The sequence below is a fragment of the Microbispora sp. KK1-11 genome (assembly GCF_006874435.1).
In the GTDB taxonomy this organism is placed as follows: Bacteria; Actinomycetota; Actinomycetes; order Streptosporangiales; family Streptosporangiaceae; genus Microbispora; species Microbispora catharanthi.
The window spans coordinates 130,883-153,532 of sequence record NZ_VIRJ01000004.1 but is presented as its reverse complement, the minus strand read 5'-3'; the positions used below and the strand labels follow the sequence as shown (position 1 = coordinate 153,532).

General features: G+C 73.1%; 22 protein-coding genes. 13 read left to right on the top strand and 9 right to left on the bottom strand.

Annotated elements, in window-relative coordinates; genetic code table 11:
* Positions 1-21: 21 nt before the first annotated feature.
* The gene (locus FLW16_RS08340; RefSeq protein WP_142559332.1) at positions 22-960 is read right to left on the bottom strand and encodes an aldo/keto reductase; all 939 of its coding nucleotides are present in this window, start codon (positions 958-960) and stop codon (positions 22-24) included.
* A 35-nt stretch (positions 961-995) separates the two neighbouring features.
* Between FLW16_RS08340 and FLW16_RS08335 the strand changes: the two genes are divergently transcribed.
* The 6 genes from FLW16_RS08335 to mshC all read left to right on the top strand — a co-directional run bounded on the left by FLW16_RS08335 (position 996) and on the right by mshC (position 6,007).
* Positions 996-1,814 (top strand): undecaprenyl-diphosphate phosphatase, encoded by an 819-nt coding sequence (locus FLW16_RS08335; RefSeq protein ID WP_142559330.1) that lies wholly within the window; start codon positions 996-998, stop codon positions 1,812-1,814.
* Positions 1,811-2,512, top strand: coding sequence for a histidine phosphatase family protein (locus tag FLW16_RS08330; protein WP_142559328.1), 702 nt, complete (start codon positions 1,811-1,813; stop codon positions 2,510-2,512). Before FLW16_RS08335 ends, FLW16_RS08330 begins: the two co-directional genes overlap by 4 nt.
* A gap of 9 nt (positions 2,513-2,521) precedes the next feature.
* Positions 2,522-3,097, top strand: coding sequence for a DUF3090 domain-containing protein (locus tag FLW16_RS08325; protein WP_142559326.1), 576 nt, complete (start codon positions 2,522-2,524; stop codon positions 3,095-3,097).
* Between the two features lie 55 nt (positions 3,098-3,152).
* Positions 3,153-3,914: an SCO1664 family protein gene (locus FLW16_RS08320; protein WP_142559323.1), complete on the top strand. Its 762-nt coding sequence runs from the start codon at positions 3,153-3,155 to the stop codon at positions 3,912-3,914.
* A gap of 106 nt (positions 3,915-4,020) precedes the next feature.
* Positions 4,021-4,785, top strand: coding sequence for an NRDE family protein (locus FLW16_RS08315; RefSeq protein ID WP_260615024.1), 765 nt, complete (start codon positions 4,021-4,023; stop codon positions 4,783-4,785).
* 10 nt (positions 4,786-4,795) lie between these two features.
* Positions 4,796-6,007, top strand: coding sequence for a cysteine--1-D-myo-inosityl 2-amino-2-deoxy-alpha-D-glucopyranoside ligase (mshC, locus tag FLW16_RS08310; protein WP_142559319.1), 1,212 nt, complete (start codon positions 4,796-4,798; stop codon positions 6,005-6,007).
* A 68-nt stretch (positions 6,008-6,075) separates the two neighbouring features.
* On the opposite strand, the gene FLW16_RS08305 is transcribed toward mshC, so the two are convergent.
* The 3 genes from FLW16_RS08305 to FLW16_RS08300 form a co-directional block, all read right to left on the bottom strand.
* The gene (locus FLW16_RS08305) at positions 6,076-6,663 is read right to left on the bottom strand and encodes a snapalysin family zinc-dependent metalloprotease (RefSeq protein WP_142559317.1); all 588 of its coding nucleotides are present in this window, start codon (positions 6,661-6,663) and stop codon (positions 6,076-6,078) included.
* A 179-nt stretch (positions 6,664-6,842) separates the two neighbouring features.
* Complete coding sequence (locus FLW16_RS43535; RefSeq protein ID WP_185949321.1) at positions 6,843-6,983, bottom strand: hypothetical protein; 141 nt, start codon at positions 6,981-6,983, stop codon at positions 6,843-6,845.
* A gap of 16 nt (positions 6,984-6,999) precedes the next feature.
* A complete protein-coding gene (locus FLW16_RS08300; RefSeq protein WP_260615022.1) occupies positions 7,000-7,650 on the bottom strand; it encodes a class E sortase in 651 nt (216 codons plus the stop codon).
* A gap of 241 nt (positions 7,651-7,891) precedes the next feature.
* Between FLW16_RS08300 and FLW16_RS08295 the strand changes: the two genes are divergently transcribed.
* The 3 genes from FLW16_RS08295 to FLW16_RS08285 all read left to right on the top strand — a co-directional run bounded on the left by FLW16_RS08295 (position 7,892) and on the right by FLW16_RS08285 (position 11,048).
* Entirely contained in the window at positions 7,892-8,611 is a 720-nt protein-coding gene (locus FLW16_RS08295) for a hypothetical protein (RefSeq protein ID WP_142559313.1), read from the top strand.
* On the top strand, positions 8,601-10,367 hold the full coding sequence (locus FLW16_RS08290) for a DUF4012 domain-containing protein (RefSeq protein WP_142559312.1): 1,767 nt from the start codon (positions 8,601-8,603) through the stop codon (positions 10,365-10,367). Before FLW16_RS08295 ends, FLW16_RS08290 begins: the two co-directional genes overlap by 11 nt.
* An 87-nt stretch (positions 10,368-10,454) precedes the next feature.
* Positions 10,455-11,048 carry a low molecular weight phosphatase family protein gene (locus FLW16_RS08285; RefSeq protein ID WP_142559310.1) on the top strand — a complete coding sequence of 198 codons (594 nt, stop codon included), beginning with the start codon at positions 10,455-10,457 and terminating at the stop codon, positions 11,046-11,048.
* An 88-nt stretch (positions 11,049-11,136) separates the two neighbouring features.
* Here FLW16_RS08285 and FLW16_RS08280 read toward each other — a convergent pair whose 3' ends face one another.
* The 5 genes from FLW16_RS08280 to FLW16_RS08260 form a co-directional block, all read right to left on the bottom strand.
* Positions 11,137-12,543 (bottom strand): polysaccharide biosynthesis tyrosine autokinase, encoded by a 1,407-nt coding sequence (locus FLW16_RS08280; protein ID WP_142559308.1) that lies wholly within the window; start codon positions 12,541-12,543, stop codon positions 11,137-11,139.
* 5 nt (positions 12,544-12,548) lie between these two features.
* Complete coding sequence (locus FLW16_RS08275) at positions 12,549-13,577, bottom strand: glycosyltransferase family 4 protein (RefSeq protein ID WP_142559306.1); 1,029 nt, start codon at positions 13,575-13,577, stop codon at positions 12,549-12,551.
* Positions 13,574-14,572, bottom strand: a complete 999-nt coding sequence (locus FLW16_RS08270) for an NAD-dependent epimerase/dehydratase family protein (RefSeq protein WP_142559304.1) — start codon at positions 14,570-14,572, stop codon at positions 13,574-13,576. Before FLW16_RS08270 ends, FLW16_RS08275 begins: the two co-directional genes overlap by 4 nt.
* A 65-nt stretch (positions 14,573-14,637) precedes the next feature.
* Positions 14,638-15,582, bottom strand: a complete 945-nt coding sequence (locus tag FLW16_RS08265; protein ID WP_142559302.1) for an NAD-dependent epimerase/dehydratase family protein — start codon at positions 15,580-15,582, stop codon at positions 14,638-14,640.
* Entirely contained in the window at positions 15,579-16,736 is a 1,158-nt protein-coding gene (locus tag FLW16_RS08260; protein WP_260615018.1) for a glycosyltransferase, read from the bottom strand. The genes FLW16_RS08265 and FLW16_RS08260 overlap by 4 nt, the downstream gene beginning before the upstream one ends.
* A 448-nt stretch (positions 16,737-17,184) precedes the next feature.
* Between FLW16_RS08260 and FLW16_RS08255 the strand changes: the two genes are divergently transcribed.
* The 4 genes from FLW16_RS08255 (at position 17,185) to FLW16_RS08240 (ending at position 22,643) form a co-directional block, all read left to right on the top strand.
* Positions 17,185-19,368, top strand: coding sequence for a hypothetical protein (locus FLW16_RS08255; protein WP_185949320.1), 2,184 nt, complete (start codon positions 17,185-17,187; stop codon positions 19,366-19,368).
* A gap of 133 nt (positions 19,369-19,501) precedes the next feature.
* The gene (locus FLW16_RS08250; protein ID WP_142559298.1) at positions 19,502-20,233 is read left to right on the top strand and encodes a class I SAM-dependent methyltransferase; all 732 of its coding nucleotides are present in this window, start codon (positions 19,502-19,504) and stop codon (positions 20,231-20,233) included.
* Between the two features lie 61 nt (positions 20,234-20,294).
* Positions 20,295-21,374, top strand: coding sequence for a glycosyltransferase (locus FLW16_RS08245; protein WP_185949319.1), 1,080 nt, complete (start codon positions 20,295-20,297; stop codon positions 21,372-21,374).
* A gap of 6 nt (positions 21,375-21,380) precedes the next feature.
* Positions 21,381-22,643, top strand: a complete 1,263-nt coding sequence (locus FLW16_RS08240) for a hypothetical protein (RefSeq protein ID WP_142559295.1) — start codon at positions 21,381-21,383, stop codon at positions 22,641-22,643.
* Positions 22,644-22,650: the final 7 nt, after the last annotated feature.

Below are 22,650 nucleotides of genomic sequence, written 5' to 3'. Positions count from 1 at the left end.
CTCCCACGTCCGGCGCGGCCATCAGGGGTCGGAGACGTCGTCCAGAGCCTCGCGGATCTCCCACGGCAGCGTCAGCTTCTCGGCCTGCAACACGCCGAGGAGCTGCGCGTGGGTGCGCGCGCCGACGATCGCCGACGACACGCCCGGGCGGTCGCGCACCCAGGCGAGCGCCACGGCGAGCGGCGACACGCCGAGCCCCTCGGCCGCCGTGGTCACCGACTCCACGATGCTGCGGCACCGTTCGTCCAGGTATGGCCGGACGAACTCGGCGAAGTGCGGGGTGGCGGCGCGGGAGTCCGCGGGGATGCCGGTGCGGTACTTGCCGGTCAGCACGCCGCGTCCCAGCGGCGACCAGGCGAGGACACCGGCGCCCACGTGCCCGGCGGCCGGCAGCAGCTCCTCCTCGGCGTCCCTGGCCAGCAGGGAGTACTCCACCTGCGCCGCGACGACCGGGGCCCGTGAGTCGCCGCACCGCTGCCACGTGGCGGCGGCCGCGAGCTGCCAGCCCGTGTAGTTGCACACGCCCGCGTAGGCCGTACGCCCGGTGGAGACGGCGAAGTCGACGGCGGCGAGCGTCTCCTCCAGAGGAACCCGGGGGTCGAACGCGTGGAGCTGCCACAGATCGACCTCCTCCAGCCCGAGCCGGGCCAGGGAGGCGTCGAGCGCGCGGATGAGGTGACGGCGGGAGGCGTCGCGCTCGCCGCCGGGGGTGAGCACGGCCTTGGTGGCGATGACCAGCTCCGAGCGCGGCACCACGTCGCGGATGAGCCGGCCGATCAGGCGCTCCGCGTCGCCGCCGCCGTACACGTCGGCGGTGTCGATCAGCGTGCCGCCGGCCTCGGCGAAGGCGGTGAGCTGCGCCGTCGCCTCCTCGGCGGAGGTGTCGCGGGCCCAGGTCATCGTGCCGAGCCCGATCCTGGACACCGACAGACCGCTGCGCCCGACTAGTCGCTGGTCCATGGTGCGGACAGACTAGCCGATAGGCTGTCCGCACCATGGACGTACTACAGGCGATCGTGCTCGGGCTCGTGCAGGGTCTCACCGAGTTCCTGCCCATCTCCAGCTCGGCCCACCTGCTGATCGTGCCCAAGCTGGCCGGATGGGGCGACCCAGGCGCCGCGTTCACCGCGGTGATCCAGCTCGGCACCATGCTCGCGGTGCTCATCTACTTCTGGCGGGACATCGTCCGGATCACCTGGACCTGGCTGCGCAGCCTGTGGACGCCGGAGCTGCGCGGCGACCTCGACGCGCGCATGGGGTGGTACATCGGCCTGGGCACGATCCCGATCGGCGTCGCCGGCCTGCTGTTCAAGGACGCGATCGAGGGCCCGGCCCGCAACCTGTGGCTGAACGCGGCCATGCTCATCGTCTTCGGCCTGCTGCTGCTCGTGGCCGACCAGATGGGGCGCAAGAAGAAGGAGGTCGCCGACCTCAACATGCGCGACGGCCTCATCATCGGCGCCTGGCAGATGCTGCCGCTGATCCCCGGCGCCTCCCGCTCGGGCTCCACGATGACCGGCGCGCTGTTCCTCGGATACACGCGCGAGGCGGCCGCCCGCTACTCCTTCCTGCTGTCGATCCCGGCGGTGATCCTGTCGGGGCTGTTCGAGCTGCGGCACGTCGGCGACGGCGGCGGCCCGCCTGTCGCGCCGACCCTGATCGCGACCGTCGTGTCGTTCGTCGTCGGATACGCCTCGATCGCCTGGCTGCTGCGTTACGTGGCGCGCCACTCGACCATCGTCTTCGTCGTCTACCGCGTCTTCGCCGGAACGTTCCTCCTCACGCTGCTGGCCCTCGGGGTGGTGCAGTCATGACGACCGTCCTCCTCGTACGGCACGGCCTCACCGCGATGACCGGCCCCGTGCTGGCCGGCTGGACCCCCGGCGTCCACCTCGACGAGCGCGGCCGGGAGCAGGCGCGCGCGGTGGCCGAACGGCTCGCGCCCCTGGAGCTGGACGCCATCGTGTCCAGCCCGCTGGAGCGGTGCCAGGAGACCGCCGCCGCCATCGCGCACGGCCGCCCCGTCTCCGTGCAGACCGACGACAGGTTCGGCGAGTGCGGATACGGCGACTGGACCGGCAGGCCGCTGAAGGAGCTCGCCGAGGAGCCGCTGTGGCGGGTGGTGCAGGCCCATCCCAGCGCGGCGGTGTTCCCCGGCGGGGAGGCGCTGGCGGAGGTGCAGAACCGGGCCGTGCGGGCCGTACGCGACTGGAACGAGCGGCTCGGCGAGAAGGCCACCTATCTGGTGTGCAGCCACGGGGACGTGATCAAGGCGATCGTGGCCGACGCGCTGGGCCTGCACCTGGACCAGTTCCAGCGGGTCACGGCCGATCCCGCGTCCGTCACGGTGATCCGCTACACCCCCCTGCGTCCCTTCCTGCTCAGGGCCAACGACGTGGGCGGGGGAGTGGCCAACCTGGTGCCCCCGCCGGAGGTGTCGGAGGACCAAGACGGGGGAGAAACCATCACCGGAAGCGATGCCGCCGTCGGCGGTGGACCCGGGACCACATAAGGTCGGGCTATGCCGGTCTTCGACTACGATCCGCCTGACAGGTTCGTGGCCGGTGCCGTGGGGCAACCGGGCGCGCGAGCCTTCTTCCTGCAGGCCCGAGGCCAGGGCAGGATCACCACGGTGGCGCTCGAGAAGTTCCAGGTCGCCGTGCTCGCCGACCGCCTCGACGAATTGCTCGACGAGGTGCTGCGGCGCAGCGGCGGGCGCGCACCGGTCCCGGCCATGGCCCCCGCGGAGCTGGCCGACGAGGGCCCGCTCGACCTGCCGATCGACGAGGACTTCCGGGTGGGCACGATGGCGCTCGCCTGGGATCCCGAGACCGCCCAGGTGATCATCGAGGCGCAGGAGGCCACCGAGGACGACGAGGCGGACGAGGAGGACGAGCCGCCGCTGGACGACCGTCCCGAGCCCGCCGTCCTCAGGGTGCGGATCAGCGCCGCCGCCGCCCGCGCGTTCAGCCGCCGTGCGCTGGAGGTGGTCGCCGCGGGCCGTCCGCCGTGCCCGCTGTGCGGCCGGCCCCTCGACTCCGAGGGCCACATATGCGTCCGCCTCAACGGTCACCACCCCGGAGGATTGTCGGCATGAGGCGCGGCGGGAACGGGTGGAAGGGCGGCCTCGCGCCGCGCGGGCGAGGAACCGGATGACGGCCGAGGGCGAGGCGAGCATCAGCGACGTGGACGGGCCGGGGCTGGACGACGCGGCGGCCATGCGCCTGCTGCGGGAGGGCACCTTAGAAGTGGCAGGACGACTCGTCGAGGCCACGAACATGACGCTCTACTGCTCCATCAGGAACGGCGAGCACGCGGCGGCGTGCGTGTACAAGCCGGTGCGCGGGGAGCGCCCCCTGTGGGACTTCCCCGACGGCACGCTCGCGGCCAGGGAGGTGGCCGCCTACGAGGTGGCGGCCGCCACCGGATGGCGCATCGTGCCGCCGACGGTCTACCGGGACGGCCCCTTCGGCCCGGGGATGGTGCAGCTGTGGATCGACGCCGATCCCGAGACCGATCTCATGGCCCTGATGCGCAGCCGCAACCCCGCTCTGCGCCGCATGGCCGTGTTCGACGCAGTGGTGAACAACGCCGACCGCAAGGGGGGCCACCTGCTGCCGCTGCCCGACGGGCACGTGTACGGGGTCGACCACGGGGTCTGCTTCGCGGTGGAGGACAAGCTGCGCACCGTGCTGTGGCAGTGGCGCGGCAAGACGCTCCCGCGCGAGGCGGTCAACGTGCTGGTGCGGCTGGAGCGCGAGATCGAGCGGGGGCGCCTCGGCCGGCGCCTGCGCGAGCTGCTGACCCAGGCCGAGGTGGAGGCCACGTGGGAGCGGGTCAAGAGGCTGCTGGCCACCGGGGTCCACCCGCATCCCTCCGAGGACTGGCCGGCGATCCCGTGGCCCCCGATTTGATCGCCACTTTGATCGCCGCAGACAGGCTTGCGCAAAACGTGCGAATTGTGCACTCTGCAGGGGTCTCTACCGATATAGGAGGGAACACGCATTGTGTACGGTCATCGTGAGCGTCGAGCCGGAGGCCGGCGCGCCGGTGCTCCTGGCGGGAGTGCGTGACGAGTTCGTCACGCGGCCGTGGATGTCGCCGGACCGGCACTGGCCCGCGTACCCCGGCCTGATCGGAGGCCGCGACCTGGAGGCGGGCGGCACCTGGCTGGCCGCCGACCCCGCCGGGCGGCGCGTGGCCGCGCTGCTCAACGGCGATGGCGTCGCGGCCCCGGCGGGCAGGCGCCACTCGCGCGGCGAGGTGCCGCTCCTCGCCGCCGCCGCGGGAGAGCTCCCCCCGCTCGACCTGTCCTGGTATGACCCTTTTCATCTCGTCCTCGGCGGGCTCGACGGTGTACGGCTGTGGAGCTGGGACGGCGAGAGCCTGGCCGAGGAGAAGCTGCCCGAGGGCGTGCACGTGATCGTGAACTCGGGCTGGGACCGCGGCGAGAGCCGGCCGCGCACCGCCTGGTTCCGGCCCCGCTTCGCCCGGGCGGCCCGGCCCGGGTGGACCACGGGCGGCTCGTCCGAGCGGTTCTGGGGGGAGTGGCTCGACCCCGCGTCGGGCGCCGGGGTGCCCTGGGACGACCCCCGAGCGCTGGTCATGCGGCAGCGGCTGCCGGACGGGCGGGTCTTCGCCAGCCTCTCGATCACGCTGGTCGCCCTCGCGGAGGAGGGGCTGCGCTACGACTTCTGCCCCCAGCCGGACGACCCCGCCACCTGGCACGAGATCGACACCTCGTGGAGCGCACCGGCTGAACCGGTCCGTCGGCCGCGCGGATAGGCTTCACACCATGCGATCGTGGTCTGCTCCGAATGTCCCCAGATTGCCAGGTCCGGGCCTTCCGCTCCGTCTGTACGACACCGCTGCCCGTGAGGTGCGGGAGACGGCGCCCTCCGGCGAGGCCCGGCTCTACGTCTGCGGCATCACGCCGTACGACGCCACGCATCTCGGGCACGCCAACACCTACCTCGCCTTCGACCTGGTCAACCGGGTGTGGCGGGACGCCGGCCACGACGTGCACTACACCCAGAACGCCACCGACGTGGACGACCCGCTGCTCGAGCGGGCCGAGGCGACCGGGACCGACTGGCGCTCCCTCGGAGAGCGCGAGATCGAGCTGTTCCGCTCCGACATGGAGGCGCTGCGCATCCTGCCGCCCCGCGAGTACGTCGGGGTCACCGAGACCGTCGGGGAGATCGCCGAACTGATCGCCCGGCTGGCAGAGCGGGGCGCCACGTACGAGGTCGACGGGGACGTCTACTTCTCGGTCGCGTCCGCGCCCAAGTTCGGCGCGGTCTCCGGCTACTCCGAGGAGACCATGCTGGAGCTGTTCGGCGAGCGCGGGGGCGACCCCGGCAGGGAGGGCAAGCGCCATCCGCTCGATTGGCTCCTGTGGCGGGCGGAACGGCCGGGAGAGCCGTCCTGGGAGTCGCCGTTCGGCCGCGGCAGGCCCGGCTGGCACATCGAGTGCACGGCCATCGCCCTGCGCAACCTGGGCAGCGGCTTCGACGTCGCCGGCGGCGGCTCTGACCTGATCTTCCCCCACCACGAGATGGGCGCCTGCGAGGGCCACGTGGCCACCGGCGAGTGGCCGTTCGCGCGGGCGTACGTCCACGCGGGCATGGTCGGCCTGGACGGCGAGAAGATGTCGAAGTCCCGGGGCAACCTCGTGTTCGTCTCCAGGCTGCGGCAGACCGCCGACCCCATGGCCATACGGCTGGCCTTGCTGGCGCACCACTACCGCGCGGACTGGGAGTGGACACAGGACCAGCTCGCCGCGGCCGAGGACAGGCTGGCGCGGTGGCGGGCGGCGGTGGCCCGCCCGGCGGGCCCCGCGGGCGCCCCGGTGACGGCGGCGGTGCGCGAGCGCCTCGCCGACGACCTCGACGCTCCGGGCGCGCTCGCGGCGATCGACGCCTGGGCGGCGGAGGAGGGCGACGACGCCTCCTCTCCGGCGCTGGTGCGCGACATCGCCGACGCGCTCCTCGGCATCGCCCTTTGACACTCGCCCCCCGATCGCGGCTGCGACGAGGCCGGATCTCGGGGGGCGGTGACCGCGCCGGAAGCGCCCTACGGGGCGGAGACCAGGTCGCCGGCGGCGTCAGCGCGGTCGACGAAGAGCCCGGTGGTCACTTCGCCGGCGCGGAGGGCGGAGCCGGCGAAGTTCGCGTCGACCGCGCGGCGCTCCGCGATGCTGGGGGTGGCGTTGGTGCAGCTCACCGGGGCGCTGTGACCGGACATCAGGTCGGTGCACAGGCCGGTGCGCCGGTCGGGCAGGCCGAGGATGTGGCCGATCTCATGGGTCGCGATGCGCAGGGGGTAGTAGCCCTCGGCGGTCGCCTCCCTGCCCATCCAGATGGTGCCCCGGCCCAGCCTGGTGGCGCTCGTGCGGGGCCAGCCGTCGTCGGCGAGCACCACGAAGTCGGCGGGCGTGCCCGCCACGAGCCGGACGTTGGCGACGCTGGCGTTCCAGACCTGTGCGGCCTGGTCCATCACCGTGCGGAACTCGGCGGCCCGGCTCACGTCATACCTCAGCACGCGCACCGCCGCCGTGGCGGTCAGCGGCTCGGCGGCGCGCGCCGGTGACACCGTGAACAGCACGGCCAGTCCCAGGAGCAGGGCCGAGACGGCCCGGAGGAACCTTGACGAGATGTGCATCGGAGTCTCCTCGGTCGGGGGATGGCCACCACGAGGCGCACCGGAAGGATCGACGACGCGGGCACGCCGATGATCGGTGGAGTCTCGGGTGGGGCACCCGCAAACGTACGTTCGGCGGGTTCGGCGGGGGACAGGTCAGTTTGCCCCTACTGCGGTGTTATGGAGCCTGGACGGCTCGGCTAACCGAGCGGCACCCGCGGCGCCAGCCAGGGGAACACGACGTACCACAGGGCGGCCACGGCGACGCCGGTCAGCAGCAGCACGACGGCCAGCCGGAGCGCGGTGCCGCCGGGCAGCCGCCGCCAGAGGAACCTGTACACGCCGGATCTCCCTCGGTCAGTCTCGGCGTTCCTCGCGGCGGACGAGCATGCTCTGGACGACCAGGCGCTGCGCCGCGGAGAACTTGGGGTGGCAGGTGGTCATGGTCATGAACGCGGTCGTGGGCCGCTGCCCGGGGTGGCCGGGGACGGGATCGACGACGTCGACCTCGCCGGGGTCCACGACCTCCTTGCGCGTCACCTCGTAGGTGTAGCGGGCGTCCCGCGCGTCCACCACGATGTCGTCGCCGGGCCGCAGCTGGTCGATCCGGTTGAACGGCGCGGCGTAGGTGGTCCGGTGGCCGGAGAGCACGAAGTTGCCCACCTGGCCGGGCAGCGCCGTGCCGGGGAAGTGGCCGGGGCCCTTGCGCAGCTCCGCCGGGCCGACGCCCTCGACGACGGCGAACCGGTAATGAGCGCCCAGCCGCGGGATGCGCAGCAGCGCCAGGGCGTCGCCGAGGCGCACCGGGCCCAGGTCCGCGTGGCCGTCGTGCCTGCCGAAGACCTCGCCGAGCCGTCGTTGCAGGACGCGCTGCTCCCGCTCGGTCTCCGCGCCGGTGCCCCACAGCAGGTACGCGTAGAACAGCAGCAGGACCAGCCCCGTGGGCAGGCACAGCTCGCCGATGGCCCGCGTGACCGCTCTCACGGCTCCGTCGTCTGCTCCGCGCACGGACCGAGTATGGCCTTCGGGCATCCGCCGGCGACGGTCTCGCCGAGGGTGTTGGCGAACTCTTTGGCACGCCTATTCGGCTGTGGTCAACGAAGCGAAAACCTGGCCGATCCTTCGGTAAGCACCGTGCGCCGTGACGGAGCTGCTCTTCGCCGGGCGCATATAACAGTCGAGCAGCGAGATTTCGCTGGCAATCCGGGCAAATGCTCAATTAATCGAGCGGCCGTTATCGGGAGTCCAAGTGGCGCGAACTAAAATACCTATTTTCCTGGCGGCGGCGGTCGCCGGCGGCCTGGCCCTCGGGATACCCGGGGCCGCGGCGGCGCAGTCCGTCGGTTTCACCGTGCTGCCGTCGGACGACGGCGTCTATCCGCCGAGGCCCATCAAGGTGGAGAACGTTGTGGATCCGGGTGTGCGGCCGGTCATCCAGAACAACGAGCAGGCGGAGCCGCAGACCGTCTGCGAGGGCAACAACTGCAACAACAACGGCTGGAACTGGCCGCAGCAGAACTGGCAAGGCTGGAACTGGCCGCAGACCTACACGAACAACGACACCACCAACGGCAACGCGCAGCCCGTGGTCGCACCCGTCGGCGCGGGCGGCAACGGCGGGGTCGTGCCGGTGCAGAACGCGGCGCAGAGCGCCCAGGGAGCGCCGGAGGGGGTCGCCGAGGAGTCGGAGCCCACCGAGGAGGAGTCGGAGGAGGCCCCTGAGGAGACCTCCGAGGAGGAGGCTCCGGAGGAGGAGAGCTTCGAGGAGGGGCCGGGCGGCATGGGCCCGGAGGAGACCATGGGCGGGGACGGTCCCGCACCGGTCGCGGCCGGTCCGGCGGGCGGCGGTCAGCTGCCGTTCACGGGCGCGCCGGTGGGCGTGGCCGCCGCGGGCGCCGGCCTGCTGGCCGTCGCTCTGGGCTGCACCCTCGTCTCCGCGCGACGCCGCCGGTCGAGCGGTGCCGAGTAAGAGGAACCGTCGGCTGGTCGTCGTCGGCCTGCCGTCGCTGGCCCTCGGCCTCGTGCTGGCCGGGGGCTGGGCGGCCCACCTCGGGCTGAGCGTGCGCGACCATCTGGAGGCCACGCGGGCCGCCCTGCTCCGGCTGCGGCCGGGCGCCATCGGGCCGGCCCGCTCCTTCGCCGCGACGCTCGCCGAGGCACGCGCCCACGCGGCGGAGGCGCGGCGGCTGACCGGCGGTCTCTACTGGGCGCTGCTCACCCACCTTCCGGTGGTGGGCGACGGCGCGGCGACGACCCGGGGGCTCGCCGCGTCCGTCGCGGACATCACCGACGTGCTGTCCCGGGTGGAGCGCACGGCCACGCCGTTGCTGTCCGCGGGCGCGCGGGCGCCGGGGGACCTGCGGCGCGCGCTCGCCGCCCTCGACGCGATGGCGCCGGTGCTGCGCGACGGAGCCCTCCGTGTGGAGGCCGCGCGGTCACGCGTGGCGGGCACCCCGGCGTCGACGGGGCTGGCCGCCCTGGACGGGGCGCGCGAGACCGTGCTCCGCGAGGCGGGACGGCTGCACGGCATGCTGAGCCAGGGGGCCGACGCCGCCGCGCTCCTGCCGCCCATGCTGGGCCGCGACGGTCCCCGCCGCTACTTCCTCGCGTTCGAGACCAACGCCGAGGCCCGCGGGACCGGAGGCCTCGTCGGCGCGTTCGGCGTCCTGAAGGCCGACGGCGGCAGGGTGTCCGTCGCCCGGCTGTCCGCCAACACCGGCATGGCGGCCAGCACCGAGCCGGTCGCCGACCTCGGCTCCGCGTTCGCCTCCCGGTACGGGCGGGGCGCGACCACGACCCTGTCGGTGTCCAACCTGTCCCCGCACTTCCCCTACGCCGCGGCCACCTGGACCGGGCTGTGGCGCCGTCAGACCGGCCAGGAGCTCGACGGGGCCGTCGCGACCGACCCGGTCGGCCTGTCCTACATCCTTGGCGCGATCGGGCCGGTGAAGCTCCCCGGCGGTGAGACGGTGACGGCCGGCAACGTCGTCGACCTGACCGAGCGGGAGGCCTACGCCCGCTATACGGACCCGGCGGAGCGCAAGAAGTACCTCATCAGGATCGCCGGCGCGGTCAGCGAGGCGCTGACCGACCGGCTGGGGGAGCCCACGCGGTTGCTGCCCGCCTTCGCGCGCATGGTGAGCGAGCGCCGGCTCACCGTCTGGAGCCGGGCCGAGGACGAGCAGCGCCGTCTCGCGGCGACCCCGATCGGCGGGGTGCTGCCCGAGCGGCGCGAGCCGTACGCCGGGCTCGTGGTGAACAACTCGGCCGGCACCAAGCTCGACTACTACCTGGACCGCTCGCTCACCTACGAGCTCGGCCCGTGCCGCCCGGACGGGCTGCGCACCTCGCGGGTGCGGGTGCGGCTGACCAACGACGTGCCGCGCGGGCCGCTGCCCGCCTACGTCACCGGCCGGCTCGACGACCCGCGGCGTCCCCATGCCGCCGGCTCCAACATGCTGTGGGTGTCGCTGTACGCCGGCATCGGGGCGAAGGCGACGGCCGTCCGGCTCGACGGCCGGCCGATCTCGTACTACTCGGAGACCGAGCGGTCGCATCCCGTCTACTCCAAGGTGCTGGAGTTCGCGCCCGGCCAGTCGAGGACGCTGGAGTTCGACCTGCTCGAACCGTACTCGGCGGCGGCCCCCGCGGTCCCGGTGCAGCCGCTCGTCCGCCCGCAGCGGACGCTGGTGACGGCCGACGGCAGGGGCTGCGGGTCCTCCTGACACCGCCGCGAGGGAAACCGACAGGAACCGTAAAAGCCCGGCGTGCCGCGAGCGGCGGCGCGCCGGGCTCGGCCTAGCGTCCCGCCCATGGAGCGTACGCATACCCCGGAGGGCTCGGGGGCCTTCCGCATCCTGTTCGTGTGCACGGGGAACATCTGCAGGTCGGCCATGGCCGAGCGGCTCACCCTGGCCGCGCTCGGTCCCGGGTCGCCGATCCTCGTGGGCAGCGCGGGCACCCACGCCCGCGCGGGACTTCCGATGGCCGAGCGGGCGAGCGGGGTGCTGCTGCGGCTCGGCGGCGATCCCGGGGGCTTCGCCTCGCGGCCTCTCACCGGCGAGGCGGTGGCCGGGGCCGATCTCGTGCTGGCGGCCTCGTCCGAGCACCGCGCCGCGGCGGTGGCCCTGCATCCCGTCGCGGCCCCACGCGCGTTCACCATCGTCGAGTTCGGCGCGCTGGCCCGCGCGGTCCCCGCCGGGCGGGTGCTGGCCCACGAGGATCCCGTACGCCGGGCGCGGGCCCTGCTGGAGGAGGCCGGCGCGCTGCGCGGGCTGGTCCGGGTGGAGCGGCCCGACATCGCCGACCCCTACGGAGGCCCCCGAAGGGCCTATCGGGAGGCGGCCCGCCGCATCGCGGACGCGCTCGCCGCCCCGATCCGCCTGCTGACGCACGCGCCGGCCTGACGCCGCCGGGCGCCGGGCCTCCGAATCGCCGCACACGAACGCGTGGGGCCGCGTCACACGACGCGGCCCCACGCACCGGGTTCGTCCGCTACACCGGCATGGGCGCCTGGGGCTGCGGCGTCTCCGACACGGTCTCCTGGGCCGCCGAGTCGTACCCGTACCCGTACCCGTATCCGTAGCCGTAGTAGGAGCCGTGCTTGGCGGGCACGAAGTTCAACACCGTGCCGACGAGGCGGGCGTTGATCGACGACAGCAGCTCACCGGCCCGGAGCACCTGCTCGCGCCGGGTCTTGCCGTGCCGCACGACGAGCAGCGCGCCGTCGCAGATCGCTCCGAGGGCGGCGGCGTCGGTGACGGGCAGCAGCGGCGGCGCGTCGATGATCACCATGTCGTACTCCTCGGTGAGCTGGGCCAGCACCGAGCGCATGCCCCGCGAGCCGAGCAGCTCGCTGGGGTTCGGCGGGATCCGGCCGCTGGGCAGCACGGAAAGGCCCGGCTGCCCCCACGTCTGGATGACGTCGTGCAGCCGCGCCCGCTCGATGAGCACGTCGGTGAGCCCGGTGCCGCCCTCGATGCCGAGGTAGCGGGGGACGCTGGGACGCCGCAGGTCGGCGTCGACCAGGACCACCCGCCAGCCCGCCTGGGCCATGGTGATCGCGAGATTGGCGGACGTGGACGACTTGCCCTCGCCCGGCAGGCAGCTGGTCACGACGAGCGACTTGGGCTGCCTGTCCACGCCGATGAACTGGAGGTTCGTCCGCAACGACCGGAACGCCTCCGCGCGCGACGACCGGCCCTGGTCGCGCAGGATCAGCGGATGCCGCTTGGCGTCCCGTTCGTAGCCGATGACCCCGAGGATCGAACTCCTGGCGACCTGCTGCAGCGCCTCGGCGGTCTTGACGGTGGTGTCGAGGCGGTCGCGCAGGACGAGGACGGTGACGGCGGCCAACAGCGCGATGAGCGCGCCGAGCGCCATGTTGGTCAAGGGCTGCGGCGCGACCGGCTCCTTGGGGACCTCGGCTTCGTCGACCACCGTGACCCGGATCGTGGGCGGACTCTTCGGCGTGGGCCGCTCGATCTTGTCGATCAGCTGGGCGAACGCGGCGCCCAGCGCGTTCGCCCGGGCGGCCGCCCGCGCCGGGACGCTGTCGGCGACCGTGGCCCGCAGCAGCGTGGTGTCGGGGACGGCGCCGGCCGTGATCCTGGCCTGCAGGTCGTCGACGGCCTCCCCGCGGGCGATCCGGCCGATCACCTGGCGGCTGGTCAGCAGGGTGGCGTAAGACTGGACCCGCTGCTGGGACAGCGCCCCCGCCTGGAGCGCGGTCGAAAGACCGCCCTCCCTGGTGTCGGCGGACACCAGCATCGTGATCGACGCGAGGTACCTCGGCGGGGTGTTGACGGTCACGACGTGGGCGGTCCCCACTCCCGCCAGCACGGACAGCAGCAGGAGCGGCCAGTATCTGCGCATCAGCCGCGCGTAATAGAGCAGTTCCATCGGTGTCAGCCCCTTACAGGGATAGAGGTCTGGGGACGGGCCGGCGGGTAGACCGGCACGCGCTGCGGCAGCACGACGGCGACGCAGACGGCGGCGACGCCGCCGATCGCCGCGCCGACCGGCGCGATCCAGCCCAGCGTCATCGCCAGGTCGACCAGACCGGCGGCGGCCGCCAGCACGGCGAGCGCGAGGGCCGTGAGCCGCTTGCCGAGACCGAGCCGGTGCAGTCGATGTGAGAGGTGGTCGCAGCCGCCCTGCAGCAGCGGCCGGCCCGCCCTGCGCCTGGACACCAGCACGATCCCGGTGTCGACGGTCGCGACGAAGGTCGGCAGGAGCAGGCCCGCGACCGCCGTCCCGGTCCCGGTGCCGGTGATCACCAGCGCCGCCGAGGACGCCAGCACGAACCCGATGAACAGCGAACCCGCGTCCCCCATGAAGATCCGCGCCGGCGCCCAGTTGTACAGCAGGAACCCCAGGGCGGCGGGGGACAGGGCGGCCAGGAGCAGGCCGATCTCCGGACGCCCGGACACGAAGGCGGCGGCGGCCAGCAGCGCGGCGCTGACGACGGTGACCGCGCCCAGCGCGCCGTCCATGTTGTCGAGCAGGTTGAACGAGTTGGTCACCACGACGATCCACAGCAGGGTGATCGGCACGTCCGGCCAGGCTCCGGTCACCGGTGCCACGACCCCGCTCGTCACGGCCACGCCGGCCGCCAGCGCCTGTACGGCCAGCCGGGTCGGCGGGGGGAGCGGCGCGACGTCGTCGATCAGCCCGAGCAGGGCCATGGCCACGGCGCCGACGAGGATGCCGGCGATCCGCTGGCCGGCGGCGCCGGCGAGCGCCACCGGAGGGACGACGGTGCCCAGCATGATGGCGATCCCGCCCAGATAGGGCGTCGGCCGCCGGTGCGACTTGTGCCCGCCGGGCCTGTCGGTGAGTTCCCAGCGCAGCGCCAGGCGCCGCATCACGGGGGTCGCCGCCGCGCAGCCGGCGAAGGCGCCGATCGCGGTGACCAGGGCGGTGGTGCCGTTCACCGGCCCGGGGCCGCGAGTTCGGCGCGGGCGTCGGCGATGGTCTCCAGCAGGATGTCGTCCAGTGACAGGGCCGGCGTCCACCCGGTCAGCGCGCGCAGCCTGCCGGTGTCGGGAACGCGGCGCGTCATGTCCTCGAAGCCCGTGCCGTACGCCTCGGCGTACGGCACGAGGTCGACGCCGGAGGTGCTTTCCGTGAGCTCGACGATCAGCTTGGCCAGCTCCAGGATGCTCACCTCGTCGCTGGAGCCGACGTTGAACGTCCCGCCGACCGCGCGGTCGTCGTTGAGCAGCAGGAGGAGGGCCCGCACGACGTCGCGTACGTGCGCGAAGCAGCGGGTCTGTGTGCCGTCGCCGTGCACGGTGAGCGGCACGCCCGTCAGCGCCTGCCGGACGAGCCGCGGGATGACCATGCCGTACGCCGGGCTCTGCCGCGGCCCCACCGTGTTGAACAGCCGGACGACGACCGTCGGCAGGCCGCGCTCGCCGTGGTAGGCGTTGGCCAGGATCTCCTCCACCGCCTTGGCCGTGCTGTAGGCCCAGCGGACGACGTCCGGGCTGCCGAGGATCCGGTCGGACCACTCGGGGAGCGGGCCGGCCGAGTTCTTCCCGTAGATCTCGCTCGTGCTGGTCACCAGGATCTTCCGCCGGTAGCGGTGCGCCGCCTCGACGACGATCTCCGAGCCGCGGATGTTGGTGGTGAGCGAGCGCAACGGTTGCTCGACGATCAGCTTCACCCCCACGGCGGCGGCAAGGTGGACCACCACGTCGCACTCGTGCACGAGCTCGTCCACCACGAGTTCGTCCAGGACCGAGCCCTGGACCACGCGCAGCCGCGGGTCACCCGCGTGGTGTGCGAGGTTGGCCGGGCGGCCCGTCGACATGTTGTCCAGGACGACGACCGAGTCGCCGCGAGCGAGCAGGGCATCGGTCAGGTGGGATCCGACGAAGCCGCTCCCGCCCGTGATCAGATAGGTGTTCCCGCTTGACGTGGTCAAGGCCTTCTCCCAGCAAGTGGAGGTTGACAGGATCGCAATAGGACTTCGTGCGCAAAGGTGGTGTGTCAGGCGTCCCGGACGCCGGACGTCTTCTCGAACCAGGTCACGGTGAGGTGGAGGCCTTCCTCCAGCGGCACGGGCCGGACGCCGGGGAACCGGTCGAGCAGCAGGCGGGCCGACGCCTGCGACTCGCGGATGTCGCCCGCGCGGGGCGGCAGGAACTCCGCCTCGACCGGCCGGCCGAGCACGGCGGCCAGGGCGTCCTTGAGGTCGAGCAGGGACACGCGGGTGCCGAAGGCCAGGTTGACCGGCGTGTCGCCGGTGACCCTGCGGACGGCGGCGTCGGTGACGACGTCCACCACCGAGCCCACGTAGGTGAAGTCGCGCGCCTGCCGCCCGTCGCCGTGGATCGGGACCGGCCGGCCCGCCATCGCGGCGCTGACGAACGCCGGGATCACCGCGGCGTACGCGTGCCCGGCCGGCTGCAGCGGGCCGTAGACGTTGAAGAAGCGGAACGGCAGCACCGGCAGGCCGTAGCTGGCGGCGTACGCCAGCGCGTACGCCTCGGTGGCGAGCTTGCTCGCGCCGTACGGGCTCAGCGGCCGGGTCGGCAGGTCCTCGTGCTTGCACGCCTCGGCGCGGTCGCCGTACACGGAGGAGGACGACGCGAGGATCACGTGCGGGCGGGTGGCCCGGCACGCCTCCAGGACGTGCAGTGTCCCCGTCGCGTTGACGGCGTGCGAGGCGAGCGGGTCCTTCACCGACCGGGGCACCGAGGGCCGCGCGGCGAGGTGGATCACGTGCGTCGCTCCGGGCACGAGCTCGGCCAGCAGGTCCCGGTCGAGGATGCTGCCCGTCACGAGGTCGGCCCCGACGTCGGCGAGGTTGGCCGCGTCCCCGCTGCTCAGGTCGTCCAGCACGGTGACGCTCTCGACCTCGGGCCGGGTGGTCAGCGCACGGCAGAGGTTGGCGCCGATGAACCCGGCGCCTCCGGTGACGAGGACTCTCATGCGATGCTCCTTGGGAACGACGGGCTGGACGCGGCGTACAGCGACCGGTAGAGCGCCTCGGTGTCGGCCACCAGGCGCTCGACCGCGAAGGAGTCCGTCGTCCAGCGGCGGGCGGACTCGCCCATGCGGCAGGCGAGCACCGGGTCGGTCAGCAGCCGGAAGACGTGCTCGGCCAGTTCGCCCGCGTCCGGGGCGGCCAGCAGGCCGGTGACCCCGTGCCTGACGACCTCCTCGACGCTGCCCACGCGGGTGGCGACGACGGGAGTGCCCGCCATGCCTGCCTCGATCAATGTCAGCGGCGTGCCCTCGTTGTCGGAGGTGAGCAGGACGACGTCGGCCGCCGCGTAGACGGCCTCGACGTCCGCCCGCCACCCCAGCAGGTGGAAGGCGCCCGGCGCCGCGGCGGCGGCCCGCTCCACCTCGTCCGTGAGCTCGCCGCCGCCGCACACGACGAACCGGCAGGCGGGCAGGCGGGCGAGCACGGCCCGCGCCACCGCGAGGAACCGGTCGGGCCGCTTCACCCCGGTGAGCCGGCCGACGAAGGCGACGACCGGCGCGTCCGGGGGAAGGCCCAGCTCCGCGCGGGCGGCCTCGCGGCCGGGCACCCGGCCCAGCCGTACGCCCGGCGGGATCACGACGTACTGCCCGGGCCGGCCGATCCCGGCCGCGAGCAGGTCGTCGCGCACGTTGGCGCCCACCGTCACCAGCCGGTCGGTCATGGCGGCCAGCCGCCGCTCCGCCCATACGTAGAGGCGGCGCTTGGCCGGCGAGAAGTAGCCGTCCAGCAGATGGCCGTGGAAGACGTGCACAGTGCGCCCCCCACCCCAGGCCGAACCGACCCGGGCGAGGCGCGCGGCCACCCGGCCGAGCGCGCCCGCCTTGGCCGTACGGGTGTGCACGATGTGCGGCCGGAAGGCGCGCATCTCGGCGGCCAGCCGCAGCAGCGCGCGACAGTCGTCGCCCGGCCGGATCGAGCGGCCGAGGCCGGCGACGCGGTGCACCCGCGCCGCCGCTTCCCTGAGCCGGTCGCCCTCGGTCTCCTCGACATGCCCCGTGTAGAGGCGGTGATCGAACTCCTCGGTGTTCAGCCGTTCGTACAGCCCCAGGATCTGGGTCGCCGGGCCGCCGATGTTCATGCGCGCGATGATTTCCATGACCCGAATTCGGCCGTCCGGTCTCACCACGGGCTCTTCGGTGATGAGCCTGTTCACGTCGGAGAAGCTAACCCGCGATTTGAGCTTTTCGCCGACACCGTCACGGCGGCGGCGAAGCCTTTCCGCATTCCCTACCGAGGCATGATTCAGGCCGATGGGCGCGGGCCGGACGGAAAGGTAAAGCAATGGCGGGAAGCGGAATGCCACCGATCGCGCGGTCTCCACGGCCTTTTCCGCGGGGGAGAGGCGCTCCACGCGTACAAAGGAGTGGCAATGACTCCGCCGGGGGCAGGCGTCGTGCCCCGGGCGGACCTGCGGCGGTCGCGAGGCTTGCCGCATGGCCGAAACAGCACTCACCCCACCGCGACCGGTCGAGGGGCGCAGGCCTCACGGCCGGGCCGGCCGATCCGCCCCGGTCCTTCTCCTGAGATGGCTGCCGGCGGTGTCGGTGATCGCGTTCACGGCGGGCGTGGCGCTGTTCTACGGCGTCTCCGTGAGGGATCTCGGCCTCTTCGCGGCATACCTCGCCGTCTGCGTGGCGCTGCCGGGGACGCTTCTGGTGCGTGCCCTCTACCGGGGCCGCCGCACACTGGCCGAGGAGATCGCGCTGGGCGTGGCGCTGGGCTACGCCGTCGAGGTCGTCGTCTACACCGCCGCCCGGGCAGCCGGGGCGCCGCTGCTCGTGCTGGCGTGGCCGGTCGCCACGTTCGCGGCCGTCGCCGTGGTCCCCCGGCTGCGCGGACGCGGATCGACGGCGCTGCGCACGCCGGCGCCGGTGTGGTGGTCGTGGGCGCTGGCGCTGACCGTCGCGAGCCTGGTCGCCTGGAGCGCGGTGACCTTCTTCCGGCACACCGCCCTCACCTGGCCGGGGATGGCCTCGGCCAACGTCGACCTGCCGTACCACCTGGCGCTCATCGGGGAGCTGAGACACCACGTGCCGCCCGCGACCCCGATGGTCGCGGGGGAGCCGCTGCTCTACCACTGGTTCGTGTACGCGCACTTCGCGGCGGCGAGCTGGATCACCGGCGTCGAGCCGCTGGTGCTGCTGTTCCGGCTCGGCATGCTGCCCGTGCTGGCCGCGCTCGTCGTCCTGCTGGGGATGGTCGCCAGGCGCGGCGCGGGCTCCCGGGCAGGCGCGCTGGCGGCCGTCGCCGGCACGTTCTACGTCGCGGCGCCGAGCCTGTACCTCGGCCCGAGCACGGGAGTGTTCACCTGGAAGGCCGAGTCGTGGACGAGCCCGTCCCAGACGTTCGGGGCGCTGCTGTTCGCGCCCGTCGTCCTGCTCGTGGCCGACCTGCTCGAAGGCCGCGGAGGTGCGGGCCGATGGACCATGCTCGGCGTCCTCCTCGTCGGGGTGATGGGCGCCAAGGCCACCCAGTTGCCGCTGCTCGCCGCCGGCCTGGCGACGGCCGGCGCGGTCGGAGTGGTGAGGCGCCGCCGGGTCTCCCCGGCGCTGTTCGGCGTGGCGGCGATGACCGGGGTGTGCCTGCTCTTCGCGCAGTTCGTGCTGTTCGGCGGCGCGCGCAACGGCATCGTCGTCGATCCCCTCTCGCTGGTACGCGTCACCTGGGGCGAGCTGACCGGCCGGGGTGACGCGCGTCCGGGGACCGCCTCGCTGCTCGGGGTCGCCGCCCTGTACGCGGTGTGCTGGGCGCTGATCTGGTTCGGCGTCCTCGGGCTGCTCGCGGGCCGGCCGGGGACGCGGACGCCGCCGGCGGTGCTCCTCATGCTCGGCATGGGCGGATCCGGCCTCGGCGCGGTGCTCCTGCTCGGGCACTGCCAGATGAGCCAGATCTACTTCCTGGCCGGGTCCTACCCCTACCTGATGGTCGTCGCGGCGCGCGGGCTGTCCGCGGCCCGGGCCCGGGCGCGCCTGCCGTACCGCACCGCGGGCGCGGCGGTCGCGGCCGGGGTGCTGATCGAGGTCCTGGTGCGGTGGCTGTGCGGCGTCCGGGTTCCCCTGGAGCCCGGGCGGCCCGAGGCGCTCCTCTACCTGCCGTACGGCGTGCTGGCCCTGGTCGTGGCCCTGGTCGTGGGCGTCCTGGCGCTCAGGGGATGGCGGGGGGCGCGCCTGTGGGCGTGCACGGTGTTCCTCGTCGGCGCCCTCGGCCTGCCCGCCGCGTGGGTCACCAGGGCGCTCCCGAGCGGCGGCGCTCCTCCGGCCGGCGCCGGGGAGGACGCCGCCGAGGCCGGGGTGTCCGGGGGGACGGTTCCGGAGGGGACGGTGGCGGCGGCCAGGTGGCTGCGAGCCCATTCGAGCCCCGACGACCTGGTCGCGACCGACGCCCACTGCCGATGGGGGCATGAGAGCCCGTGCGACAGCCGGCATTTCTGGCTGTCGGCGCTGGCCGAACGGCGCGTGCTGGTCGAGGGCTGGACGTACACCACGGCGAACACGGCGCGCTGGCACCCCGGCGTGCGGGTGCAGGACATCCCGTTCCGGGACCAGCGGCTGCTGCGGGACAACGACGCCGCGGTCCGCGACCCCGCCTCTCCGGCGGGCCGGCTGCTGCGTGACAGGTACGGCGTGCGGTGGCTGGTGTCCGAGCGGCGGCCGGGGGATCCGGAGGCGCCGGCCGGCGCGAGACCGGTGTACCGCTCCGGCGATTACGCGGTCTACCGGCTCCGGTGAATTTTTCTTCCGCTCCGTTTTCCGAGATATTCCGATGGCGCTCCCGATGACGAATGAACGGCGCTCGTATCATTCGATTATGAATATTCGCGTCGTCGCCAGAAACGCCGCCCGTCCCGCTTATCTCCCCGTGATGACGCGGAAAATCTGGTCGCGGCTGAGTCATGGGCACGACCGGGAGCGGAACGCCGCCCGCGCGTGGGCGGCGGGACACGCGCAGGACATGGACGCGTGGGGCAAGGCCGTCGACCCGGTCCTGTGGCGGGAGGGCAAGGAGTTCGCCGAGTCCCTCGCGGACCTCGCCCGGCCGCGCATGGAGGCGCTCGCCGCCGCGGGGGTGGACCTGGGCGGGGGCGGCGGCCTGGAACTGCTCTATCTGCTGACCAGGATCGTCAGGCCCGCGCTCGCCCTGGAGACGGGAGTGGCGGCCGGCTGGTCCACCGCGGCGATGCTCGCCGCGATGCGGGTCAACGGGACCGGCCGGTTGATGTCCAGTGATTTCCCGTTCTTTCGGCTCGCCAATCCGGAGCGCTATATCGGATATGTCGTGCCGAACGACCTTAAAAGCCGGTGGTCCCTGCGGATAAAGGGCGACCGCCGCAATCTCGAGGAATTCCTGTCCCCGGACACGATGGTCGACCTCGTCCACTACGACTCGGACAAGACCAGAGACGGGCGGGAGTTCTTCCTCCGGCGGGTGCGGCCCCATCTGACCGGCAGGCACGTCATGGTCATGGACGACATCCAGGACAACCTGGTCTTCCGGGAGTACGCGGAGCGGCAGTCGCTCTTCCGCGTCTTCGCCTACGAGGGCAAGTACATCGGCGTCACGGGCTCGGGGCTGCGGGCCGTCGAACGCCGCTAGCACCCCGATGGAACGCCTTTCGAGGGGATCGAGCGCGATGCGCGGTGTCCATGTCTGTGAAGTGATCAAAACGCTCGACGTCGGCGGGGCCGAGGTGCTCCTCGTCGAACGGCTGCTGGCCACGTCGCGTCCGGCGAACCGCTACACGGTGGTGTGCCTGAGCGCGTCCACCGGCGAACTGACCGGGCGGCTCAGGTCGGCGGGGATCGAGGTCGTGGACCTCACCGCCTGCCCCCGGCCGCTGCGGCTCGCGCGCCTGCTCCGCGAGGTCGGACGGCTGCGGCCGGACGTCGTCAACCTGCACTCGCCGCTGCCCGGGGCGCTGCTGCGGCCGGTGTCCCGGTTGTGGCGGCCCCGGCCGGTCCTGGTCTCGACGGTGCACAACGTGCGCTACCGCCCGCCCACCATGCTGCTCGACCGCCTCACCGGATGGTTGGACAGCCGCACCGTGGCGGTCTCGCCCCAGGTAGCCCGGGCGCGCACCGGCAGGCGCGGGCGCGCACCGGACACCTGCGTGCACGGGGTGCGCGTGGCGGAGCAGCGGCACCGGGCCACGCTGGCCGCAAGCACCCGGCGGGAGTGGGGCGTCCCCGAAGACGCCTTCCTCATCGTGAACGTCGCGAACTTCCGGCCGCAGAAGAACCACGGACTGCTGGTCGACGCCGCCGCCAGGGTCGTGGCGGCCGATCCGCGCGCCGTGTTCCTGCTCGCGGGGTCCGGCCCGGAGCTGGAGCCGACGAGCCGCCGCATCGCCAGGCTCGGGCTCGACGACGCCGTCCGGATCGCCGGCCACGTGCCCGACGCGGGACGGCTGATCGCCGCCGCCGACCTGCTCGTCCTCAGCTCCTCATGGGAGGGGCTGCCGGTCGTCGTCATGGAGGCGCTCGCGGCCGGGGTGCCTGTGGTGTCCACCGCCGTCGGCGGCGTGCCCGATCTCGTCGAGAACGGGCGCAACGGCATCCTCACCCCGCCCGGCAGCGCCGGCGCGCTCGCCGAGGGCATCCTCCGGGCGATGCGGCCCGGCACGCTGGCCCGGCTCCGGGCGGGAGCGCGGGAGAGCGCCGACCTGGTGGACATCGGGCGGGCCGCGGAGTGGTTCGAGGCGCTGTACGCCGAGGCGTGCGCCGGAAACTCCAGGTGATCCCGGGTGGAGTACATCGTCGTCATCGTCGTCGCGGTGCTGCTGGTCGTGATGGCGCACACGACTCTGGCCCCGCCGGTGGCGCGCCGCGCGCTGCCCGTGCTGCTGGCCGCCTTCGCGCTCCGGCTGGCCGTCCACGTCCTCGTCCTGCGCTCCAACGGCCTCGGGTACGGCGGTGACAACCTCTCGTACGAGGCCAGGGCGCTCGGGATCGTCGAGCTGTGGCGGCACAGTGGAGTGCACTTCGTCACGTCCGACGAGCTCGGCTCCGTCTACGGGGTGGCGGTGCCGTGTCACGTCTTCGCGCTCGTCATGTACCTGTGCGGGGGACCGGCCCCGCTCGCCTGCACCGCCGTGGTGGCACTGATCGCCTGCGCAGTGTGCGTCGTCCTCTACCGGTTCGCCCGGGTCGTCGGCGCCGACGAGCGTGCGGCGTTCCGGCTGCTGGTCATCACGGCGTTCCTGCCCGGCTTCCTGCTGCACACCTCCGACACCTTCAAGGACGGCTTCAACGCGTTCCTCGTGGTGGCCTGCCTGGGCCTCGGCGCGTCGAACATGCAACGCTTCGACCCGCGCAAGGTGATCGCCCTGGTGCCGCTGCTGTGGGCGCTGTGGAACGTGCGGCCGTACATGGTGTTCATGTGCGCCCTGCCGCTGCTGGTCGGCGTCGCCCGGATCAGGCGCGCGGTGTCCGGTCGCGGGCTGGTCGTCTTCGCCGCGCTGCTGATCCCGGTCCTCGTGCTCCTGCAGGGCGTCGACCGTGGGGGCGACCTGGGCGCCGACCAGAGCGGGCCGTTCGGCACGGTGCAGGAACAACTCGACCGCGGGCAGTCGGAGCACACCCGGCTCGCGAACGCGGAGGGCGGCTCGGGCGTCGTCTTCGACGACGAGGGCAGCGCCTGGAACGCCCTGGGGCCGAAGCTCGTCTACACGCTGCTGTCCCCCTTCCCGTGGATGAGCGGGAGCCTGGCGCTCCAGCTCGGGAAGGTGGACACGCTCCTGTGGTACTGGCTGCTGTGCTGCGCCGTGCTCGGGGCGCGCCGGCTCTGGCGGCACGACCGGCGGATGCTCCTGATCATCCTGCTGTTCGTCATCCCCGGCTCCGTCGTGTACGCCACGACCATGTCGAACATCGGCCTCATCTTCCGGCAGCGCATGCCGATCGTGATGATCGCGAGCCTGCTGGCCGCGGTCGCGTGGACCAGGACGCCGCAGGACGGCAGGTCCGCCGACCCCGACCCCGCCGACTCACTCGTACACAGAACCTGAGGTCCCT